This is a genomic window from Nocardia heshunensis, assembly GCF_054782115.1.
In genome coordinates, this window is record NZ_BAAGTC010000002.1 from 740,501 (window position 1) to 761,482 (window position 20,982).

Genomic DNA, 20,982 nt, shown 5'->3' on the forward strand with positions numbered 1-20,982 from the left:
GCGGCACCTATTCGGACAGCAGCTGCTCGACCACCCACTCCGCCGCATCGGGCTGCATCGGCAACGCGGCATGACTGGCCACTCCCGCACGGGGATACAGATCCTCGAACCAGTCGTTGACCACCCCCGGCTCCTCGATGAACGAAGCCACCCCCGGCGGCGTCAGCACCTGATCCCCGTGCGTGGCCAGCACCGAGTACGACACCCCTGGCACGGTGACCCCGTCCGCGAGCAGAGCAGTCGTCACCGTCGACCCCGCCAGGCAGTCGAGCGCACCCCGCACTCCGCGAAAGACGGTGTCACGCAACGGATTCGTAGCATCGTTCAACACGCCGGCCAGCCCCTCGGGCGACCCGGGCAGATCCAGCCCGCCGATCAGCGTGGCGGCCGTCGTCCCCTTGGTCACCGGCGCGAGATACACCGCGCGATCCACCGACGAGCCGCCGTGCAGGAACTTCAGGTAGTAGTTCGCGATCAGCGCCCCCGAGGAGTGCGCGACGATGTCGACCTTCTCGGCACCGGTCACCGCCCGCACCTTCGCCACGAAATCCCGCAGCTGTCCCGCGGACTCGACCACCGGCGCGGCCGCCTGCATCGGCCCGACGATCCCGTACCCGAAGATGAACGGGCAGCCCCCGATGCCCCGAATCCCACCCGTGATCCCCGCCATCTGCTTGTCCAGCGTCGCGCGAATATCCCCGACCGCCCCGAAACCCCCGAGAATCACCACGGGATTCGGCTGCTCCGGCTCGGGCGTGCAGTCCAGCGCGGGCTCGAGCGTCCCGGAACTGGGCTGATCGGCCCCCGGCGTGATCTCCGGCATCGCCGCCGCGGGTGCCGCACCCAGTAGGAGTAGCGCCGCCACCACCGCCGTCCCCGCCTGCACACGCCATCTTCGCCACTGTCTGCCCGCCGGTATCGCATTCGTCACCGAAATAGTTCGGACGCCGACGACGTTTGGACGACCGATTCAGCGTGTCGGCGGCGTGGCATACGCTCCGGTTGATTGGAAGGAGCGGGGTGTGAGCAAGCGTGGCTGGCTGTTGTTCCTGGGCATGGGTGTGATCTGGGGTGTCCCGTACGCCATGATCCGGGTCGCGGTCCGGGAATTCGATCCGGTGTTCGTGGCCTTCGGGCGCACCCTGCTCGGCGCACTGGTCTTGCTGCCGATCGCGCTGTACATGAAGGTGCTCGCTCCCGCGCTGCGGCAGTGGCGCTGGCTGCTGGTCTACACGCTGGTGGAGATCACCGGCCCGTGGCTGCTCATCGGCCACGCCGAAACCAAGCTGACCAGTTCGACGGTCGGCCTGCTCATCGCCGCGGTGCCGCTGATCGCGATCGTCCTCACCACTCGCATGGGCCACGAGCGCTTGGACATGCGCCGCATTCTCGGTCTGGTCATCGGCTTCGCCGGTGTCACCGCCCTGGTCGGCCTGGACATCGACGTCTCGAATCTGGGCGCGATGGCGGCCATCGGTGTCAGCGTCATCGGCTACGCGCTGGGCCCGATCATCATCGACCGCAAGCTGAAGGAACTGCCGCCGATCGGCGTGGTGACCGGTTCGCTGATCTTCGCCGCCGCCATCTACCTGCCGTTCGCGCTGTGGCGCATGCCTTCTCACTACACCGCCGCACCGACCTGGTCGGTGGTCGGCCTCGGCCTGATCTGCACCGCGCTGGCCTTCGTGGTCTTCTTCGCCCTCATCGGCGAGGTCGGCCCGTCGCGCGCCACCGTCATCACCTACATCAATCCGGCGGTGGCCCTGCTGATCGGCGTCTCGCTGCTGAACGAGCCGCTGACCGCGGGCATGGCGATCGGCTTCCCGCTGGTGATCATCGGCTCGATCGTGGGCACCGCGCGTACGAAGTCCGAGGCGAAGGAACCCGCCCCCGCCTAGTCCTGGTTGGCCTGGCTCTGATTCGCCTTGCGCTGCTTGCGGGTTCGCTCGCGCCGCTCGATGCGCGGATCGTCGGTGACGTCGTAGCGTTTGACGTACTCACCCAGGAACGCCTGCAGCGTGGCGGTGGCCGGAATGGCCAGCAGCGCCCCCACCGCCCCCAGCAGCGCGCCACCCACGATCACCGACAGCAGTGCGACAGCCGGATTCACGTCCACAGTCTTGGCCGTGATGCGCGGCTGCAGCACGTAGTCCTGGATCCACTGGTAGACCACCACGAAGATGACGATCCACACCGCGTCGATCGGCCGAATCGTCAAGGCCACCAGAATCGGCAGGGTCCCCGCGATATACGTCCCGATGGTCGGCACGAACGACGCCACCACGCCGAACCAGATCCCCAGCGCCAGTGCGTTCGGCAGCCCGAGCACCGCCAGGAAGGCCCAGTGCGCGACGGCCGAGATGACCGCCAGTAGCGCCCGCGAGTACAGGTACCCGCCGGTCTTGTCGATGGCCAGATCCCAAGCGTGCAGTACCGCACCCTGTTTCGTGGGCGGCAGCAGCGAACACAGCGCCCGCCGCAGCTTGGGCCCGTCGGCGGTCATATAGACGCTGAACAGTGCGATGGTCACGAACTTGGCCAGCCCGCCGAGCACCGTGCTCGACAGCCCCCACACATTGTTGGCGGCGCGTGCCGCGTACGAGCTGATGATGTCGGAGTCCTTGAACAGCCGATCCCGGAGCTGATCCAAGGTGAATTTCTGGTGGAAGGTGGAGTTGATCCAGGCGACCAGTTCGTCGATCAGCCGCGGCAGTTCGCTGACCACATTGGCGACCGTTTCGACCATGAGGACGCCGAGCGTGGCGAGGAAGCCTGCGGTGCAGGCGAAGACGACGATGAAAACGACCGCGGTGGCCAGTCCGCGATTGATGCCGCGCGCGGCCATCCCGTCCACCGCCGGTTCCATGGCCAGCGAGACGAAAAAGGCGACAGTCATCATGACAGCGATGCCGATGAGCTGGTGGGCAGCCCAATTGGCCAGTTCGAACAGTCCGACCAACGCCAGCGCGAGCACCATGGCACGGGGTAGCCAGGCCGGCATGTGAGCCCGGTCCGGTGCATCGCTGCTGCTGGGGTTGTCCGTCGCCTCGGTGTTCTGCTCGGCGGCAGGGTTGTCGGCGGCCACGGGGCCAGTCTCGTGCACGGTCGCGGGTTTCCCGGCGCGACGCACCGGCGTGTATGAAATGTACAAATCCGGTCGGTCTGTTCTTAATGAACGAAAAGAACCGAGAGTCATTCGCAGAGAAAGGTTTTGCCGCGATAGTGTGCAGGTATGTCGGTGGGCGGCCAAGATATGCGAGTGCGCACGAAATTCTCCAGCGAACTGATGGCGCTGACCGATGAGCTCGCGCATATGGCGAGACTGACGTACGAGGCATCCGAGCGGGCCGCGGCCGCGCTCATGGGCAGCGACCTGACGGCCGCCTACGAGGTGTTCGCGCTCGAGGAGAAGGTGGAGATCGAGCACGCCAAATGTGAGGACCGATCGGTCATCCTGCTGGCCCTGGAGGCCCCGGTCGCCCGCGACCTGCGCCATGTCGTGACCGCCATGCAGATCGCCGACGACCTGCTCGCGGTCAGCCGCGCGCTGAGCCGGGTGGCCGACGTGGTGGTGCGCCGGTACCCGAACCCGGCCGCCCCGCCGCACGTGATCGCTCTGCTGGCGGAATTCTCCGGCGCGGTCACCCATCTCATCGACAGTGCGGTGAGAGTCATTGCGGCACAGAACCCGCCGCGCGACCGGGTGCTGGTGCCGCGCGACGAGAACGTGGAGCGGCTCCGCGCGCAGTTGGTGGAGTTGGCCGCCGACGACAGCTGGGAACACGGCTCGGCGATGGCCATCGATATCGCGCTGCTGGCCTATCACTTCGAGCGCGGGGCCGACCACTGTGTCCGCATCGGGCGACTCATTCGGTTCTTCCACACGGGCATTCCGCTCTACGCACAAACGGAGGCGTAACCACCCCTTGTTGTGAGGGGCCCTATCCGCGGGAGTAAGCTGCCCGAATTGCTTCATGGCGAGGTCTTTTCGAGTAGCACCGCACATACGGACAGCCGAAATCCGACAAGGGCCCCAAACATGACCTATAGCTCTACCCAGACGAAGGTGGCAGCGCCGGTTCGGGTCGCGCCAGCCTCTGTCTCCGACAAGAATGCCGTCGTCACGGCCGAGAATTTCGCCGAAAGAACGCTCTCGCACCGCCAGATCATGACCATTTTGTCCGGCCTGCTGCTGGGCGTGTTCCTGGCGGCGCTGGACCAGAACATCGTCAGCGTCGCGATCGTGCGCATCGCCAACAGTCTGCACGGCTTCGACAAACAGGCGTGGGCCACCACGGCGTATCTCATCACAGCCACCATCAGCACGCCGCTCTACGGCAAGCTCGCCGACATCTACGGCCGAAAACCCCTCTATCTCATCGCCATCGGCGTCTTCGTGGTCGGCTCGGTGTGCTGCACCTTCGCCACCTCCATGTACCAGCTGGCGGGTTTCCGCGCGCTGCAGGGCGTGGGCGCGGGTGGGCTGATGTCGCTGGCCTTCACCATCATCGGCGATATCGTGCCGCCCCGCGAAAGAGTCCGGTACCAGGGCTATTTCATGATGGTCTTCGGCATCGCCACCGTGCTCGGGCCGGTGCTGGGCGGCTTCTTCTCCAATGCCGACCACATACTCCGACTCTCGGGCTGGCGCTGGGTGTTCCTGGTGAACGTGCCCATCGGCGTGCTGGCACTGCTGGTGGTCGGCAAGGTGCTCGACCTGCCGCAGCAGCGGCGCCGCCAGCGCACCGACTGGCTGGGCGCGATATCCCTTGCGGCGGCGACGATTCCGCTGCTGGTCATCGCCCAGCAGGGTCGCGAGTGGGGCTGGCATTCCCATCGCGCGTTGCTCTGCTACGGCATCGCCGCGGCCGGGCTGGTGGCGTTCCTGCTGGTGGAATTCCTGATGAAGGACGCCGCGCTGATTCCCCTGCGGCTGTTCCGAAATCCCACCTTCAGCATCACGATCCTCGGCGGCTTCATCGTAGGTGTCGCCATGTTCGGCGCGATCGTGCTGGTGCCGCTGTACTTCCAGGTGGTGCGCGGGTATTCGCCCACGCGCTCGGGGCTTTTCATGCTGCCGCTGGTGCTGGGCATCATGATCGGCTCCCAATTGTCCGGGCTCATCACCAAATTCACCGGCCGCTACAAAGCGCTGCCGGTGCTCGGGTCGCTGGTGATCGCCGCCGGGTCGGTGCTGTTCGCGCTCGTGCACTACGACAGTCCGCTGTGGCAGCCGCTGTTGTTCTGCGGCATCATCGGTTTCGGGCTCGGCGGCTGCATGCAGACGCTCATCATCGCGGCCCAGAACGCCGGTCCGCGCAGCGATATGGGCGTCTCCACCGCGGCGGCCACCTTCTTCCGGCAGATGGGCGGCACCCTCGGGGTCGCGGTCTTCCTGACCATCCTGTTCAACCTGTTGCCGCACAAGATCATCGCGGCCTTCGGCGGGCAGCTGCCGCCGGGCTTCGACGCCTCGCAACTGGGCAAGATCCAGAGCAATACCGGTGAGATCGCGGCGCTGCCGGACCAGCTGCGCGTCCCCATCCTGACCGGTTTCACCCATGCCATGGGCGGGGTCTTCTTCACCGCCGCCGCGGTGGCCGTGCTGGCGGCGCTGGTGCTGGCGTTCATGAAAGAGATTCCGCTGCAGGATGTTCCGACGCCGGTCGCCGAGGAGGCGATCGAGCCCGAACCCGAGCCGGAGCCGGAACCGGAGTTCCACATCGTCGAGCCGACCGGGCTGTCGGTGTCGGGCTGCGTGCACCGCGAGGACGGCCAATCGGTGCCCGACACCGTGCTCACCCTCATCGATCAACGCGGACGCCAGGTTTCGCGGGCGCTCGGCGAAAACGACGGCGGGTACCTGATCGGCGTGCCGCGTGCGGGCAGCTATGTACTGATCGTGTCGGCCTACGGCTACCAGCCCGCCGCGGTCACCCTCACCGTCGGCAGCCGCCCGCAGCAACTCGATGTGGCGCTGCTCGGCTCCGGCGAGGTGTCGGGGACCGTGCGGGCGGTGGGACGCGGTGCGCCGCTGCGCGATGCGACCGTCACCCTGACCGACACCTTCGGCGATGTGGTCGGCTCGGCCGTCACCACCGCGGACGGCGACTTCATCTGCCGCGGCGTGCTGGCGGGCACCTACACCCTGGTCGCGGTCGCCGACCACATGCGCCCGACCGCCGTCACGCTGACCGTGCCCGACAGCGGAATGCTGCGCCACGACCTCGAACTCGCCCCGCGCGCGGTGCTGGCCGGATCGGCGTGCAACGAGCGCGGCGACGTCATCCCCGACGCGCAGATCACCGTGCTGGACGAAGCGGGCGATCTGATCGCGGTCACCCGCACCGACGGCGACGGTCGCTATGTGGTGCCGGATCTGGCCGAGGGGCGCTACACCGTGATGGCGCGCGGGTATCCGGCGGCGTTCAGCCGGGTCACCGTGTCCGAAGGCGAGGTCGCCCACGACGTGCTGCTCGGCTACGAACGGGTGGAATCGGTCGACCGGGTATGAAGTGGTCCGCCGTCCAAGTCTGTTTTCGGTTTCGGGGAGCGGAGGCGGCGGGCAGCTGTTAGGTTTCCGCGTGAAAACAGTCCAGCATTCGGTATTGGGCTGGTTCAAGGGGAAGAACACAGATGAAGACCTCGCGCGTACTGCTGACCGCCGCCCTCGCCGCCGTCCTACCCGCCGCAGCCGCCCAGGCCGCCCCGGCGTCCTCGGATACCGGCGCCGTGAACGAATATGTGGCCCTCGGTGATTCGTGGGCGGCGGACGCCACCCTGAGCCAGCTGACCACCGCCTTCACGCCGCTGCCCTGCGTGCAGAGCGCCCACAACTACGCCAAACAGGTCGCCGCCGCGCTCAACGTGCCCACCTTCCGCGACGCCACCTGCGGCGGCGCCGTCACCGCGAACATGACCCAGCCGCAGCACACCGGACTGGGCGACAACGCACCCCAGTTCGACAGCCTGACCGAGAACACCGACCTGGTCACCCTCGAAATCGGCGGCAACGACGCCGGATTGGCCGCCGCGGTCACCGACTGCGTCACCCTCGATCCGGCCGCCACCCCCTGTCTCGACGAGATGGTCGTCGGCGGCGTGGACCGCATGTCGCAGCAGATCGCCGTGGCCGAGAACCGGGTCACCGCCACCATCGCCGGAATCCGCGAGCGCGCACCGCACGCCCGCATCCTGCTGCTGGACTACTTCGAGGGCATCGGCCTCGAAGGCGGCTGCTGGCCGGAGATCCCTATCTCCGACCCCGACGCGATCTGGTTGGGCCAGAAGCTGTTCGAACTGCACCAGATGGTCGCTCGGGTCGCCGATGGCACCGGCGTCGAGTTCGTCGACACCTACGACGGCAGCGCGGGCCACGACGCCTGCAAGCCCGTCGGCACCCGCTGGGTGGAGGGCCTGCTGCCGTTCTCGGGCAGTCCGGTGGGACTCGCGGTCCCGTTCCACCCCAACCAGCTCGGCGCGAACTACCAGGCCCGCAAGGTACTCGAAACCCTCGGCTCCTGAACGGCTAGCGCCGGGTGATCTCCACCCGGTTGTCGTGGAACACCGCGCCGCCGCCGAAGTCCGAATCCCGTTCGGCCACGGTCGCGTTCACCGTCGCGCCGCCGGTGTGCTTGGCCCACCGGCCCTTCGGCGTCGCCGCCACCCCGGGCCGCACCGCATCCGACACCTCCGCGATCGCCTCGAACGAGCCGCGCGCATTGCCGACCGTCACCGCGTCGCCGTCGGCGATGCCGCGCGCGGCCGCGTCGTCCGGGTGGAGGGTGACGCGGGGTTCGCCTGCCCGCCGCCGCAATTCGGGATTCGAACCGAAGGTGGTGTTGAGGAAGAAGTGCGAGGCGGCCGAGATGAGCACCAGGCCGTCACCGGAATCCGCGGGCGGGGTGTACCCGGCCAGCGGATCGTGCCCGGCCGCCGCCGCGCGCGGGGAGACGAACCGCAGCTTGTCCTTCGGCACCGGCTGCGGATCGATCTTGAGAAAGCCGTCGGCGCGCAACCGGTCGATGTCGTACTGCTTCAGCAGCTGATTCGCCAGCTCCTCATCGGAGTCGAACAGCGCCGGTTCGGTCATGCCCATGCGCTGCGCGAGGCGACGGAAAGTCTCGGTGGTGGGCAGGCATTCGCCCGGCGGTGCCACCGCCGGTTCGTTCCAGACCAGGTAGAGATTGCCGTACGCGGCGATCACGTCGAGATGCTCGGGCTGCATGGTCGCCGGCAGCACGATATCCGCGTAATCGACGGTGTCGGTCGGAAAGTGCTCCAGCACAACGGTGAACAGATCCTCGCGGGCCAGGCCCTCGATCACCTTGCGCTGATCCGGATTCGAGCCGACGGGATTGGCGGCGATCACGAACAACGCCTTGACCGGCGGCGCATCGGTGTCCAGCAGCGCTTCGCCCATCCGCGTCATCGACAGTGTCCGTACCGGATTCGGCAGCAGATCGAAGCGCACCAGCGCCGGGACGTCGAGCTGGAAGTGCCCGCTGGTCGAATAGTGCAGCCCGCCACCGGGAATCGCCCAGTCCCCGGTCACGCCCGGCAGGCACGCCAACGTACGCAACGCCATACCGCCGCCCGCATGCCGCTGAATGCCCTGTGAGGCACGGATGGCGGTCGGCCGAGTCCGGGCGATGCGCTCACCCAGCGCCACGATGTCGGCCACCGGCAACCCGGTGATCGCCGCGGTTCGTTCCGGCGTGTACTCCTCGATGCGGGAGCGGAATTCGTCCCAGCCCTCGGTATGCGCGGCCAAATAGTCACCGTCGTGCGCGCCCAGTGACACGATGACATGCATGAGTCCCAGCGCCAGCGCTGCATCGGTGCCCGGCAGCGGCGCGAGATGTTCGTCGCAGCGCTCGGCGGTGCGGGTGCGCACCGGATCGATGGCCACCGTGTACGCGCCGCTGTCCTGGATGAACTTCCAGACGTGATGCCCGGAGCTCATCGGATTGGTGCCCCACAGCAGGATCAGCTTCGAATGCGCCAGGTCCTCGGGATCCATGCCGCCCGCGGTGCCGAGGGTGTAGTTCAGCCCGGTGCTGCCCGCGATCGAGCAGATGGTCGGATCGTGCAGCGACGCACCCAGCGTGTTGAAGAAGCGCCGCCCGGAAAAGCCTTCCAGCCCTTGCAGGTACCCCAGGCTGCCGGTGCCGTGGAACGGCCAGATCGCCTCGCCGTCGAATTCGTCGACGATGCCGGTCAGCCGGGAAGCGATCTCGTCGAGCGCCTCGTCCCAGCTGATCCGCTCGAAACGGCCCTCGCCCTTGCGGCCGACGCGGCGCAGCGGATGGGTGATGCGCTCGGGGGAGTGCACCTGCTCGAGATACCGGTTCACCTTCACGCACAATGCGCCCCGGGTGACCGGATGGTCCTTGTTGCCGCGCAGGCCGACCGCCTTGCCGTCCTGCACGTCCACCACCCAGGAACAACCGTCCGGGCAATCGAGTGGGCATGCTCCCAAGACCTTCACCCATTCGATCGTAGGCAAGCGGCCGGTCGGGCGCGAAAGTCGAGCGTAGGGGCCCTTTTCTATCGCGACACGCCTACGTCGTCATGTGACGACACGCTGATGCACTGCGGTAGTCTCGGCCGGCGGACAATCAGCCGCAACAGGGTTGCGGGGGCGGAAGTGCGCGGTGGAATGGGAGCTTCATGATCACCCCCGGCCGAGGGCTCGTCGGTGTCGCCACGGGATGCGTGGCGCTGCTGACCGGCTGTGCGCACGGGAACGTCACCGATGCGGCCCACGCCAATCGATCCCATGCCGAGGCCGACGCCGAAACCGGTGAGATGCAGCGCAGCGCCTTCGTCACCGGGTGCGCGGGCACCGCGGCGGGCTGGGAGGCGACCGCGGTGGTGAGCAATCGGGATGTCGTCGAGCACCGGTATCTGGTGGTGATCAGTTTCATGACGCCGGAGTCCGCGGATCTGGAACGCACCCGCACCGAAGTGCTGGTCGCGCCGGGCGCCAACCAGGACTTCACCACCGAGACCCGGCTGGATCCGGTGACGCGTCCACAGACCGTCCGGTGTGTGCTGCGCGGGGTGGAGCAGCTCTGAGCGATGCTCCCGAATCGGGCATCGCGGGTTCGGCCGACGGCGAAAGTTGCGCGCGGACAGGGGCGGACGCTTAGGATCTCAGCGCCGGCCATGCTCGGTGGGCCGCACCAATCGGAATAGCTAAACGTTCACTGACCTGCGGGGCGGCGACGGTCAGCATTCGTCAGATGTGGATTTGTCGGTGCCATGGTGCATGCTCTTGGCACGCAGCTGTCCGCCCAGTCCGCCCGGAGTGCCCCATGTCGACCCGTACCAAGCCACAACCCTTGTCGGATACCGAGATTCGGCAGATCGCCGCGGAAATCGACGCGGGCAAGCCGCCGATGGTGTGGTTCACCGCGGCGGCGGTCGGCGTTCCGGAAGGTCGATCCGGCAAGGTGATGTCCCTCGGCGATCCGTCCGAAGGAGATTTCCTGCAGGTGAAGCCGACCGGCTCGAAGGACGTGCTGTCCTTCGGTCCCACCGAGGTGACCCTCACCAAACCCGGCCGCCAAGTGCAGCCCAAACCGGCCCCGCAGCCCAAACCGGCCAGTGCGTCATCGGCCGCGAAACCGATCAGGAAGGAATCCACCGTGACGATGCCCGCATCCGTGACGACGCCGGCCGCTCCGACCACCCCGGCCGCTACCGAGGCCCCCGCGGCCAAGCCCGAAACTTCGCAGCCCGCTGTGGAATCGGCGGCCGACGGCAAGGCGGCCAAGCCCGCCGCCTCGCGCCCGGCCCGCAACGCGGCCGCCGCCAGTGCCGCCAAGAAGCCCAAGCCCACCGAGGTGACGGTCACCCTCTCCGGCACCGCCGACGGCGAGTGGACCCTCGATGTGGTGAACGGCAAGAAGCGCACCATCAAGGGCCTGCCGGTCGCCAGTTCCGCTGTCGGCCAAGCCGCCAAGCTGCTGCACCCCGAATTCGCCGAGGTCGTGGAGTCCATCCACGAGGCCGTGCGCGTCGCGCAGGAGGCCAAGGTCCAGCAGCTGCAGGCCGAACTCGAGTCGGCCCGTCGGCTACTCGAAGACCTGGCCTGAGCGAGAGTAACCCACTCCGTTTCGAGCGCCCCCCGTCATTCCGGCGTGCTTTTGGCCGGAATCCACCACCGCTGCTGTGGATCCCGGCCAAGAACATGCCGGGATGACGGGGTTGGTCTCACACCGCGGATTCCCGCTGCCAGGTGAGCGGGCCCGATTCCGGCCGCCCCCGCCGCAGATCCTCGTGGAAGATGTAGCCGAGCGAGTATTCCTTGGCGTGATACATGGCCGAATCCGCCTCGCGCAGTAGCTCGTACACCGTGGTCTCGGTCTCCCGGGGCCGCGTGCAGGCGATGCCGATACTGGCCGCGATGCGCACCTCGGCCGCACTCAACTCGAACGGTTCCCCGAGCGTCGCCAAGAGTCGCTCGGCCAGCTGGCGGGCCTGCTGCTGCGCCAGCGGCGCCAGCACCACGAATTCGTCACCGCCGTACCGGGCCGCCGCGTCGTCGCGGCGAATGATCCGGCGGATGCGCGCCGCCGCATTGGCGATCAGCTCGTCGCCCACCGCGTGCCCGTAGTTGTCGTTGACCCGTTTGAACCCGTCCAGGTCGATGAACAGCAGCGCCAAAGGTTGTCCGGCCCAACGGTCCCGATTACGATGCAACGCCCGCAGCAGGGCGGCGCGGTTCAGCAGTCCGGTGAGCATGTCGTGGTCTGCCTGATACTGCGCGCGCCGCTCGCTGCGGGCGCTGCGTTCGATGGCGCGTTCGCTGCGTAGCAGCACGCCACCTAGTAGGAGCGCGAACAGCGAGGACACCACGACGCGGTCCAGGGTGTCGAGATTCGAGCCGACCACCGGCACCAGCGAGGCCACGATCATGACGATGGCGATCATCGACGCCCGCTGCCGGGACCGGTGCGGATGGATCTCCCGTGGCCCGCCGAGCACCACCATGCTCGGATGCAGCGCGGCCGCGCCGATCAGCGTGAAGCCCAGTTGCAGTGGCAGCAGCTGGATCTGGCGGCCGAATACCGCCGAACCGGCCGATTCCAGGTTGTAGGCCAAATCCCCGGCCAGGATGACCAGCATCGCCAGATGCACCAGCCGCAGCGAGGTCTCCGAGCGGGCCGAGGTGATCACCGAATGCACGATCACGGTGAGCAACATGGCGTCCACGATCGGATCCGCGACACAGGTGATGGTGCTCAGGTGGACATGGTGGGCCATGTGCAGCACCGGCGAGATCAGGAAGGTCCACGAAAGCAGCAGCGCGCCCAGGCCGATCAGCCCGGAGTCCAGCAGCAGATCGTGATCGGTGCTGTTCTGGCGCGGGCGCAACCACAGCACCGCGGCCACCCCGACACAGCAGTAGCCGCTGAGGGTGAACAGGTCGTCGAAGGGGTGCCGCTGGGATTCGGAGACGTGCCGCAGCGCGGTGCCGATGGCGAATTGCACAGCGGCCGCGGACAGTAGATACCAGGGCAGCGGATGCCGGGGGCGGTACTTGCGGACGCCCATGCCGATCATGGTGAGGCTCAGGGCAACCGAGGCGCACAGGGTGCCCAGGGCGACGGCTCGGGAATTGTCCACCAGGGGCAGACCGAGAATCAGGACGCCGCAGCCGAACAGGACGGTGCGCCAGCAGATTCTGTTGCGCCACCGGGGCGTGTCAATAGCAGACTGCTCGGCCGGTTGTGCGTCTGTTCCCACCAGCCCCCCTTATCCGAGCAGTACTCGAAAAGACACCGCCGATCATCGACCGAGTATGTTGCGGTACGAGCATAGGTCCCCGCGGAGCGGTGGCAGAGTGCCCGGTCGAGAAAGGCGCTGCCACTAATTGGGCAACCGAACCGATCATGACACGAAAGCCCCCGCTCCGGAGCGGAGTTCGGCGAACCCGCAGGACCGCTTTCCGCGTGACTCGCTATGCTCCCCGCGAATCGAACCGTTCGGCCCGAATGCCTTGCGTGAACTCGCGAATACCACCGTGAACAGGAGTCGACCGCTGGACGAGGATGGGCAGATGGCAACGAACGCCGGACGCTGGTGGGCTCCCGGCCGGGTGAATCTCATCGGCGAGCACACCGATTACAACGAGGGCTACGTGCTGCCCCTGGCCCTGCCGCTCGGCATGACCTGCACCGCGGTCGCGCGCCCGGATGGCCTGGTGCGCCTGCGATCCCGCCAGGTCCCGCGCGACGAGATCGACACCACGATCGCCGCGCTGGCCACCGGCGGCTGGTCCGAACTGCCGGGCTGGACACACTATCCGCTGGGCGTGATCCGGGAATTCGAACGTCGCGGCCACGGGGTCCCCGGGGTGGATCTCGCGCTCGACGCCACCGTGCCCGTCGGCGCGGGCCTGTCCTCCTCGGCGGCGCTGTCGTGCGCGGTCGCGATCGCGCTGCGGGATCTGTTCGCGCCCACCGTCACCGACGCCGAGATCATCGATATCGCGCGCACCGCCGAGAACGTCTACGTGGGCGTCCCCACCGGCATCCTCGACCAGTCCGCCGCCATGCTGTGCACCGCCGGGCACGTGCTGTTCCTCGACACCCGCACGGGCGCCGCCGAGCAGATCCCCTTCGATCTGGCATCGGGTGGTCTGTCACTGCTGGTGCTCGACACCGGGAGCCCGCACGACCTGCGCGACGGCGAGTACGCGCGACGCCGCGCCGAATGCGCCGCCGCGGCAGCCGAACTGGGCGTCGCGTCCCTGCGCGACCGCACCGATGCCGACGCCGCCGAGCGCCTCGCCGATCCGGTGCTGCGGCGACGCGCCCGCCACGTGATCACCGAAAACGCCCGGGTGCTGCAAATTGCCGAACAATTGCGCGCCGGTGTCGACCCGCGCGGCATCGGCCCGATCCTGACGGCCGGACACGCCTCGCTGCGTGACGATTTCGAGGTGTCGGCCCTGCCGTTGGATCTCGCCGTCGAGGCCGCGCTGGCGGCCGGTGCCTACGGCGCCCGCATGACCGGCGGCGGTTTCGGAGGCAGCGTCATCGCCCTGGTCGACCGTGATGGCGTGGATGGGGTGCGAACCGCGGTCCGGGAGGCGTTCGCGGCCAAGGGGTTCGACGCACCCCGCGACTTCACCGTCACGCCCGCCGCTGGCGCACATCGCCTCTGAGGCCGAAACAGCCTCGCCTCCAAGGCCGAAAGCGCCTGTCCTACACCGCCGCATCGATCAGCGCGACGGCCGCCCGGGTGCACAGCTCCCGTGCGGCCTCCGGCTCCAGCCCGCGCACATCGGTGAGCACGATGAACGCCTCCCAGCCGACGACCAGTGCAACCTGCGACACCAGAGCCTCGAAGGCACTGGGGGACAGCCGATCCCGTAGCGGTTCCAGCGCCCATTCGATCCAGCGAATGCGCCGGAAGCCACGCCGCGGCTGACCTTCCTCCGGCGGCGGCGCGTCGACGGTCAGCTTCACCAATCGCCTTCCCATCGGCAGGGATCGGCGAATGTCGGCGGTCAGCGCCGTCACCAGAATGCCGATACGCTCGCGCGGGTCGTCGCTGTCGGCCTGCTCGATCGCGGCATCGGCGTCCGCGCTGATCAGTCCCACCGTGGCGTCCAGCAGTAGCTGATCGAGGGTGGGGAAATGCAAATAGACGGTGCGGCGGGCGACCTCCGCGGCCTCCGCGATCTCGTTGATCGAGGGATGCGCGACGCCCTGCGCCAGCAATGTCATGGCGGCATCGACGATGGCCTTGCGGGTGCGCCGCCGCTGGGCGACCCGGCCCGGACCGCCGACCGACGGGGTTTCGTTCACGCGCTGCGACCCTTCCTCGATTCCGGTCTTGACACTGTTCTCACCGGGATTCACTATATCCACATGCACTAAATGCACAGCTGTGCATTTATCGAACGGGGGCCCTATTCATGAGTTGCGACACCCACGCCATGGTCGTGGTGCACCGCGCCTTCACCCGCGAATTCCGGCTGATCGGCGAAATCGCCGCGGTGACACCGGTATCCGATGCCGAACAGATCCGCCGGGTGGTGCGGCACGGCCGCGAGATGCTCACCGCGCTGCACCACCATCACCACTCCGAGGACGAATTGGTCTGGCCGCGGCTGCGTTCCGCGGGCGTGGACGCCGCCCTCATCGATGTCATGGAATCCCAGCACGGCGACATCTCCGCGGCCATGGACGCGCTGGATGCGGCGCTCACCGGCTGGGAGTCCGATCCGGGCTCGGGTGAAACGGTCAGCGTCGCCGCGGCCCGCCTGCACCTGGTGCTGAGTGAACACCTCCACGAGGAGGAGACCGCGGTGCTGCCGTTGGTGGCGAAAACCCTCACCGAACCCCAGTGGGCCGAGCTCGGTGAGCGCGGCATGGTCGCCCTCCCCAAGCGTCGGTCGCTGGTCTTCCTCTGCCACATTCTCGAGGAAGCCGATGCCACCGAGCGCGCCAACTTCTTCGCCGATATCCCGGGCCCGGTCCGGTTGCTCTACCGCTTCCTCGGCGCTCCGGCCCACGCCCGCGAAACCCGGGTCCTGCGCCGCGATCTCGACCCGTCATTGACGGAAAGGACAGCGTCATGACCTATCTCGTCGTGGACCAGCGGGTCGAGGACGTGACCCGCTGGCAGACCGCCTTCTCCGGTGGCGCGGAACGTCGCCGCGAGGCCGGTGGGGAACTGGTCATGGTCCTGACCGACCCGGCCGACCCCCAACGCCTGCTGGTCATCGTCGAATTCGACTCCCCGGACCGGGCCGCCGCCTGGCGCAGCCGCCCCGGCGTGGAACGCGAAATCGCCTCCGGCGGAGTCATTCCCGACTCGGTAACGGTCAGAATCCTCGACCGGCTACCGATTCCCACCGGAGCCATCCCGCCGAAATGACGGGGGGTGGGATGGCTCCGGCGGGCTGTTCGACTACTGCGCTGGATCTACCTCGCGGGGTTGATCGACGGCTGGCTGATCGTCGTGAAGTACTGGACCGCCGCGGCGATGGCGACCGGGGCGGTGACGAAGAGCTGGCCCGCGATCGTGCCGACGAAGCCGACCGCCGCCGCGCCGATCAGGCAGCCGGTCCCGGCCGCGCCCAGCAGCGGAACGAACAGGGCGGCAAGGATTCCGGCCGAACCCAGGGTGACCAGCCCCGCGGCGGAGATCCCGCCCAGCAGGCAGCCCAGCGCCGCGCCGCCGAGGCCACCGGCGAGCGTACCGATGGTCGCGCCCATGCTGATGGTGCTGCTCATCCGGTTCCAGGCCGCGACCTCACGGTCGTAGTCGCCCTTGAACGGCGCGCTGTTCTCGAACGGCAGCGCGACCGGCTGGTAGACCGCGTGCGCGGTGTCGATGCGCGGCGTGAGCGTGGCGACGCGATCGTGGATGTCGGCGGTGACGGGGAAGACGAAATCGTCGACCCGCACCGACAATTCGGTGCCCGCCAAGGTGGTCCCGTCCGCGGCCTTGATCTTGAACACGCCGTTGTCCACCACCAGTGCCCCGGCATCCGTGCGGATCACCAGGTCCCTCTCACCGGCGGTGGCGGTGTAGTGCACGCCCGGGTCGGACGGTGCGGGCGCGGCGTTCACGGTTCCGGCGGTGACCCCGAGCGCGGTGGTCACGAGGGCGGCGGACACGGCGAACTTGTTGAGCTTCATCAGGTTTGGCTTTCGTCGGTGCGGGTCAGGGTCCGCACGATGGACACGGTCAGTTACTCGACTGCCGACCGCGACAAGATGTGACAGCCCGGCGGCACGGCCCGGAGGCCGTGTCGCTCAGCTGTTTTCGAGAAGGGCGGTGTTCGCCCGGGAAGGGCTAGGCGCGAGCGCGCAGGCGGGCTCCCACACCCACCAGCACGTCGATCACCAGGAAGCCCAGCAGGGGAATGCCGATCATGGGCGCGAACCAGCCGATCACCAGCGCGGCGGCTGCCAACGGCACGAGCACGATCAGCGGAGTGTGCGCCAGTGCGCGGCGCGGCGCCCGGCCCGCGGCGAACGTGGCGTCCTTGGTCGGGCGGCGACGCCACCACATGAGGTAACCGCGCACGATCACCGTGCCGAGGCCCACCATGACGGCCAGCAGCAACAGCTGATTGACCAGCCCGAACATCAGGCCCATGTGGAACTGGATGCCCCAGTTGGTGAGCTTGGCCATCAGCGGCCACTGCGAGTACGGCAGCTTGTCGGTGACATTGCCGGTGGTGCCGTCCACCGCGATGGCATCGCGCGTGTACTGCCCGGGGCGGCGGACTTCCTGCGCCACGAAGGCGGTGCCGTCCTTGGCCGGAATGCTGATCTCCAGCGGCCCGGTCAGGCCGTTCGCCCGGGCGACGCCGTAGACGGTGTCGGTCAGCGCCGCCTTGTCGGCCGCTGGCATGGCCGCGGCCGCACCACCGCCGTGATGGTCGTGCTCACCACCGGCGGGCATGGCCGGACCGGTCGAGCCGGGCAGCGTGGTGCTCACCGCGGGCGTGGTCCAGCTCAGGGCCTGCCGCAGTTCGGTGACATTGTCACCCGCGTACTTCGACCAGGTCATGCCGGTGACCGACAGCAGCAGGAGCACCGGCAGGATCCAGACACCCACCACCGCATGCCAATTCAGCGTGCGGGCCCGGGGCCGGGAGCGATCCGGGCGCAGCAGCCAAGCGGCGGACCGCTTCTCGCGGCGCGCCCGCACCCGCCGATACCACAGCACCAGTCCGGCCAGCGCGATCAGCCACAGCCAGGAGGCCGCGATCTCGCTGTAGTAGCGGCCGACATCGCCGAGATGCAGGTTGATGTGCAGCTTGTCGATCCAGGTGCGCATCGGCAGCGCGCCCGAACTGCCGTAGACGACGCTGTCGCCCACCGGCCGCGCGGTCACCGGATCGACGAACACCGCGCGCCGCTCGGAATCACCCAGCGACGGATCGCTGAACAGCACCCGGGTGGTCTCACCGGCATTCTGGCCGGGGGCCACCGCGACCAGCGGCAGCTTCGACTCGACCGACACCGCCGCCGCGATCTGCTCCTTCAACGGCTTGGCCGGTCCGGTCGAATCGGTGCGCAGCAGTGCGCTGGAGGTGATGTTCTCCAGCGTCGGGGAGATCGCGTACAGCGCACCGGTGACGCAGGCGATCAGGATGAACGGGGCCACGAAGACGCCCGCGTAGAAGTGCAGTCGCAGCATGAGCGCCTGAAAGGCATTGCCCGCGCTGCGTTTCTGGTTGGCGGGGGACGTCGGCGTTTCCGTCGTCGGGGCAGGGGAGGGCGGCGGTGCCGAATCGACACCGCTGTCGGTCATTGTCACCAGCGGACTTTCGTGTTCGAGGAACACCCGGGGGACGCGGATACAGGGAATGGACGCATCGGGGCGGCGACTGTCACGACGAGCCATGACCCCCTCATGTGCGCACGGGCGACTGCCATCGCTCGTGCACCGCGGTCATGGATACGCCGGGACGCGCATGGCACCACCTCGACGGTCGGGTGCGTACGGCGAAGTCACACGGACGTCAGGTCCGTGTGCCCGGGTAAAGGAAAAGAGTTCAGCCTCGAACGAACGCGGGTGGCCCGCGGGTATGACAGGCGTCGGCCGCGAAGACCCGCAGCACGACCCGATCCCGATGCTCGATGGGCAGCCGCGGCGGCCCCACCTGCGCGGGCAGCGAAATGGGCACCGGCAGCGCCCAGGCCAGCACCGTGGTGCCGATCCGGTAGGCGGCCTCGGCGCCGAGAATGACTACGGCCGCGACGCAGGCGGCCGTGAGGTGCGCGGCCAGCATGGCCGGACTCCACATGGAGGCGTGGTGCATCCGCATGCTGTCGCCCGGCATGCTCATGCGGTGGCCCGGCGAGCCCCACATCATGCTGAAGTGGCCCAGCAGCTGCCCGGCGAGCAAGGCCGTCACCAGTCCGAGCGTGGTGGTGCGCAGCGACTTCACGCCCGCCACCGCCGCGCCCACCGCGGCCGAGGCGGCGATCAGCAGCATCAGCGGCCCGGACGCCAAGGGCTCGGCCCCCGAGATCCAGCCGTGCGCGGCGACCGCGAGCGCCCCCGACAGCGAACCGGCCGCCCCACCGCGCAATACCGCAGCATCGCTGCGTTTTTGCGCCGTAAAGCGGCCGACTCCGATGTTCACGCGCTGATAATAGCCACGCCTGTTTCGAAGAAGAATTCGTGCCCCGCGGTTAACCGGCGGGGCGCGAACACCTTTGGTGCGCGCACCCGATGCCGGTGGCTAGTTCTCCGTGACTTCCATCTCGATCAGCGGCTTGCGCAGCAGCTTGCCGGTGGCGTTGCGCGGCAGCTCGTCGAGGAAGATCACCTCGCGCGGCACCTTGTAGCGCGCCAGGTTCTCCTTCACGTAGTCCTTGATCTCCTGCACGTCGCGCTTGGATTCCGGGCCCGGAACCACGATGGCGCGCAGCCGCTTTCCGAAGTCGCGGTCCTCGACGCCGACGACCGCCGCCTCCAGGATGTCGTGGCGGTTGGACAGCAGGTTCTCGACCTCCTGCGGGAAGACGTTCTCGCCGCCGGAGATGATCATGTCGTCGTCGCGGCCGTCGATGAACAGCAGGCCGTCGGTGTCGAAGTGACCGACGTCTCCCGAGGACATCAAGCCCTCCACGTACTCCTTGGTGCGGCCGTCGGTGTACTGCTTGAACGAGTGCCCGTTCTCGATGAAGATCGTGCCGGTCACGTTCGGCGCGGTGATGCGCTTGCGGTTCTCGTCGAACAGCGCGATGCGGATGCCGACCGGCGGCTTGCCCGCGGTGGTCGGGGCCTTGCGCAGCTCCGGCGGGGTGGCCACGGTCATGACCGCGCACTCGGTGGAGCCGTACACGTTGTAGAGGGTCTCGCCGAAGTAGTCCAGGGTCCGGGTGACCACGTCCGGCGGGATCGCCGAACCGGCCGCGAAGATGACCCGCAGGGTCTCCTTCGGGCTGTACTTGGCGAGGGTCTCCTCCGGCAGATCCAGGATGCGCTGCAGCATGGTCGGCACCACGGTCAGGCCCTGCGCGCGGAAGTTCTGGATATTGGCCAGCGTGGTTTCGGGATCGAAACGGCGCTGCTGGAACACGACCCGGTTGCCCAGCGCCAGCGCCAGCGTGAACTGCGACAGGCCGGTGGCGTGGAAGATCGGGGCGGCCATCACCACGGTGCCGTTGCGCGGCAACGGAATCCGGTCCAGGAACTGCGCGGTGATGAAGGGGGAGACCTTGTCGCGCGGGGCGCCCTTGGGGGTGCCGGTGGTGCCGGAGGTCAGGATGACCATGCCGCCCGGCTTCTCCGGCGGGTTGACCGCGGCGGTCGACTGCCCGGCCGAGACCGACTCGATCGTCGGAATCGACGGATCCGCATTGTCTTTCGCGTCCACCCAGGTCAGGATGCGCGGGATGTCGGCCGGAATGGCCGACATCAGGTCGAAGAACTCGCTGTCGTGCAGCACCGCCTTGACCTTCTCGCGGGCGGCCACATCGGTGAACTGCGGCTTGGCGAAGCCGGTGTTCATCAGCACCGCGCGCACACCCAGCTTGCCCGCGGCGGCCAGGGCCAGCACCATGCCGCGGTGGTCGCGGCACAGCACGCCGATCACGTCGCCGGGGGCCAGGCCTTGCGCGGCCAGCCCGCGCGCGAAGGCGTTCGACATCTGGTCGAGCTGCTCGAAGGTCAGCTCCCCGCCCTCGTCCACAATGGCCGCGCTCTTGGCGTGCGTGTTCGCGCCGTGCACCACCGCACCCGCGAAGGGCCCGAACTTGAGCATGCTGATCGCCGATCGCGCCGCGATGTCCGGTCGCAGCGGATTGAACAGTCCCCCTCGAACCATGGCGTTGACGCTGAGCGCGGCATCGCCCGCCTTGCGTAGAACCGAGCCAGCCGATGGAAGGGCAAGTGACATGGGTACAACCTTCCGCGGTCGAGGGCCGGACGAGGCGGCCCGACGGACCGCAACATCGAGATCCAGTGCGGTGCTAACCCTAGCAAGCG

General features: G+C 68.1%; 18 protein-coding genes. 9 read left to right on the forward strand and 9 right to left on the reverse strand.

Translation table 11 applies throughout. The annotated features are described in order from the left end of the window. Positions 1–7 precede the first annotated feature (7 nt). Positions 8–886, reverse strand: a complete 879-nt coding sequence (locus tag ACYVN4_RS03510; RefSeq protein WP_460717746.1) for an esterase/lipase family protein — start codon at positions 884–886, stop codon at positions 8–10. Positions 887–1,022: 136 nt separating this feature from the next. On the opposite strand from ACYVN4_RS03510, the gene ACYVN4_RS03515 reads away from it, so the two are divergent. After that, positions 1,023–1,898: a DMT family transporter gene (locus ACYVN4_RS03515; protein WP_460717747.1), complete on the forward strand. Its 876-nt coding sequence runs from the start codon at positions 1,023–1,025 to the stop codon at positions 1,896–1,898. On the opposite strand, the gene ACYVN4_RS03520 is transcribed toward ACYVN4_RS03515, so the two are convergent. After that, the gene (locus ACYVN4_RS03520) at positions 1,895–3,085 is read right to left on the reverse strand and encodes an AI-2E family transporter (protein ID WP_460717748.1); all 1,191 of its coding nucleotides are present in this window, start codon (positions 3,083–3,085) and stop codon (positions 1,895–1,897) included. The genes ACYVN4_RS03515 and ACYVN4_RS03520 overlap by 4 nt on opposite strands. 174 nt (positions 3,086–3,259) lie before the next feature. On the opposite strand from ACYVN4_RS03520, the gene ACYVN4_RS03525 reads away from it, so the two are divergent. From ACYVN4_RS03525 to ACYVN4_RS03535, 3 genes are all read left to right on the forward strand, one after another. Further along, positions 3,260–3,919: a phosphate signaling complex PhoU family protein gene (locus ACYVN4_RS03525; protein WP_460717749.1), complete on the forward strand. Its 660-nt coding sequence runs from the start codon at positions 3,260–3,262 to the stop codon at positions 3,917–3,919. Positions 3,920–4,039: 120 nt separating this feature from the next. Continuing rightward, a complete protein-coding gene (locus ACYVN4_RS03530; RefSeq protein WP_460717750.1) occupies positions 4,040–6,514 on the forward strand; it encodes an MFS transporter in 2,475 nt (824 codons plus the stop codon). Positions 6,515–6,636: 122 nt separating this feature from the next. Beyond that, positions 6,637–7,524 (forward strand): SGNH/GDSL hydrolase family protein, encoded by an 888-nt coding sequence (locus ACYVN4_RS03535; protein ID WP_460717751.1) that lies wholly within the window; start codon positions 6,637–6,639, stop codon positions 7,522–7,524. A 4-nt stretch (positions 7,525–7,528) separates the two neighbouring features. On the opposite strand, the gene ACYVN4_RS03540 is transcribed toward ACYVN4_RS03535, so the two are convergent. Beyond that, positions 7,529–9,490: a molybdopterin-containing oxidoreductase family protein gene (locus ACYVN4_RS03540; RefSeq protein WP_460717752.1), complete on the reverse strand. Its 1,962-nt coding sequence runs from the start codon at positions 9,488–9,490 to the stop codon at positions 7,529–7,531. Between the two features lie 182 nt (positions 9,491–9,672). Here ACYVN4_RS03540 and ACYVN4_RS03545 point away from each other — a divergent pair, with 182 nt between their 5' ends. Together ACYVN4_RS03545 and ACYVN4_RS03550 are read left to right on the forward strand one after the other, a co-directional pair. Beyond that, the gene (locus ACYVN4_RS03545) at positions 9,673–10,080 is read left to right on the forward strand and encodes a hypothetical protein (RefSeq protein WP_460717753.1); all 408 of its coding nucleotides are present in this window, start codon (positions 9,673–9,675) and stop codon (positions 10,078–10,080) included. A gap of 239 nt (positions 10,081–10,319) precedes the next feature. Further along, positions 10,320–11,102, forward strand: a complete 783-nt coding sequence (locus ACYVN4_RS03550) for a DUF6319 family protein (RefSeq protein ID WP_460717754.1) — start codon at positions 10,320–10,322, stop codon at positions 11,100–11,102. Between the two features lie 118 nt (positions 11,103–11,220). Here the strand turns inward: ACYVN4_RS03550 and ACYVN4_RS03555 are convergent, their stop codons facing one another. Beyond that, the gene (locus ACYVN4_RS03555) at positions 11,221–12,756 is read right to left on the reverse strand and encodes a diguanylate cyclase domain-containing protein (RefSeq protein WP_460717755.1); all 1,536 of its coding nucleotides are present in this window, start codon (positions 12,754–12,756) and stop codon (positions 11,221–11,223) included. Positions 12,757–13,069: 313 nt separating this feature from the next. Between ACYVN4_RS03555 and galK the strand changes: the two genes are divergently transcribed. Continuing rightward, a complete protein-coding gene (gene galK, locus ACYVN4_RS03560; RefSeq protein WP_460717756.1) occupies positions 13,070–14,179 on the forward strand; it encodes a galactokinase in 1,110 nt (369 codons plus the stop codon). Positions 14,180–14,219: 40 nt separating this feature from the next. Here the strand turns inward: galK and ACYVN4_RS03565 are convergent, their stop codons facing one another. Next, positions 14,220–14,825 (reverse strand): TetR/AcrR family transcriptional regulator, encoded by a 606-nt coding sequence (locus ACYVN4_RS03565; protein ID WP_460717757.1) that lies wholly within the window; start codon positions 14,823–14,825, stop codon positions 14,220–14,222. 110 nt (positions 14,826–14,935) lie between these two features. Here ACYVN4_RS03565 and ACYVN4_RS03570 point away from each other — a divergent pair, with 110 nt between their 5' ends. Both ACYVN4_RS03570 and ACYVN4_RS03575 read left to right on the forward strand, forming a co-directional pair. Then, positions 14,936–15,601, forward strand: a complete 666-nt coding sequence (locus ACYVN4_RS03570; RefSeq protein ID WP_460717758.1) for a hemerythrin domain-containing protein — start codon at positions 14,936–14,938, stop codon at positions 15,599–15,601. Next, complete coding sequence (locus ACYVN4_RS03575; RefSeq protein ID WP_460717759.1) at positions 15,598–15,900, forward strand: hypothetical protein; 303 nt, start codon at positions 15,598–15,600, stop codon at positions 15,898–15,900. The genes ACYVN4_RS03570 and ACYVN4_RS03575 overlap by 4 nt, the downstream gene beginning before the upstream one ends. 47 nt (positions 15,901–15,947) lie before the next feature. Here the strand turns inward: ACYVN4_RS03575 and ACYVN4_RS03580 are convergent, their stop codons facing one another. From ACYVN4_RS03580 to ACYVN4_RS03595, 4 genes are all read right to left on the reverse strand, one after another. Continuing rightward, positions 15,948–16,667: a hypothetical protein gene (locus ACYVN4_RS03580; RefSeq protein WP_460717760.1), complete on the reverse strand. Its 720-nt coding sequence runs from the start codon at positions 16,665–16,667 to the stop codon at positions 15,948–15,950. 157 nt (positions 16,668–16,824) lie between these two features. Continuing rightward, entirely contained in the window at positions 16,825–18,294 is a 1,470-nt protein-coding gene (locus tag ACYVN4_RS03585; protein ID WP_460717761.1) for a PepSY-associated TM helix domain-containing protein, read from the reverse strand. Positions 18,295–18,538: 244 nt separating this feature from the next. Then, positions 18,539–19,132, reverse strand: coding sequence for a hypothetical protein (locus tag ACYVN4_RS03590; protein WP_460717762.1), 594 nt, complete (start codon positions 19,130–19,132; stop codon positions 18,539–18,541). Positions 19,133–19,231: 99 nt separating this feature from the next. Next, the gene (locus tag ACYVN4_RS03595; protein ID WP_460717763.1) at positions 19,232–20,893 is read right to left on the reverse strand and encodes an acyl-CoA synthetase; all 1,662 of its coding nucleotides are present in this window, start codon (positions 20,891–20,893) and stop codon (positions 19,232–19,234) included. Between the last annotated feature and the right edge of the window lie 89 nt (positions 20,894–20,982).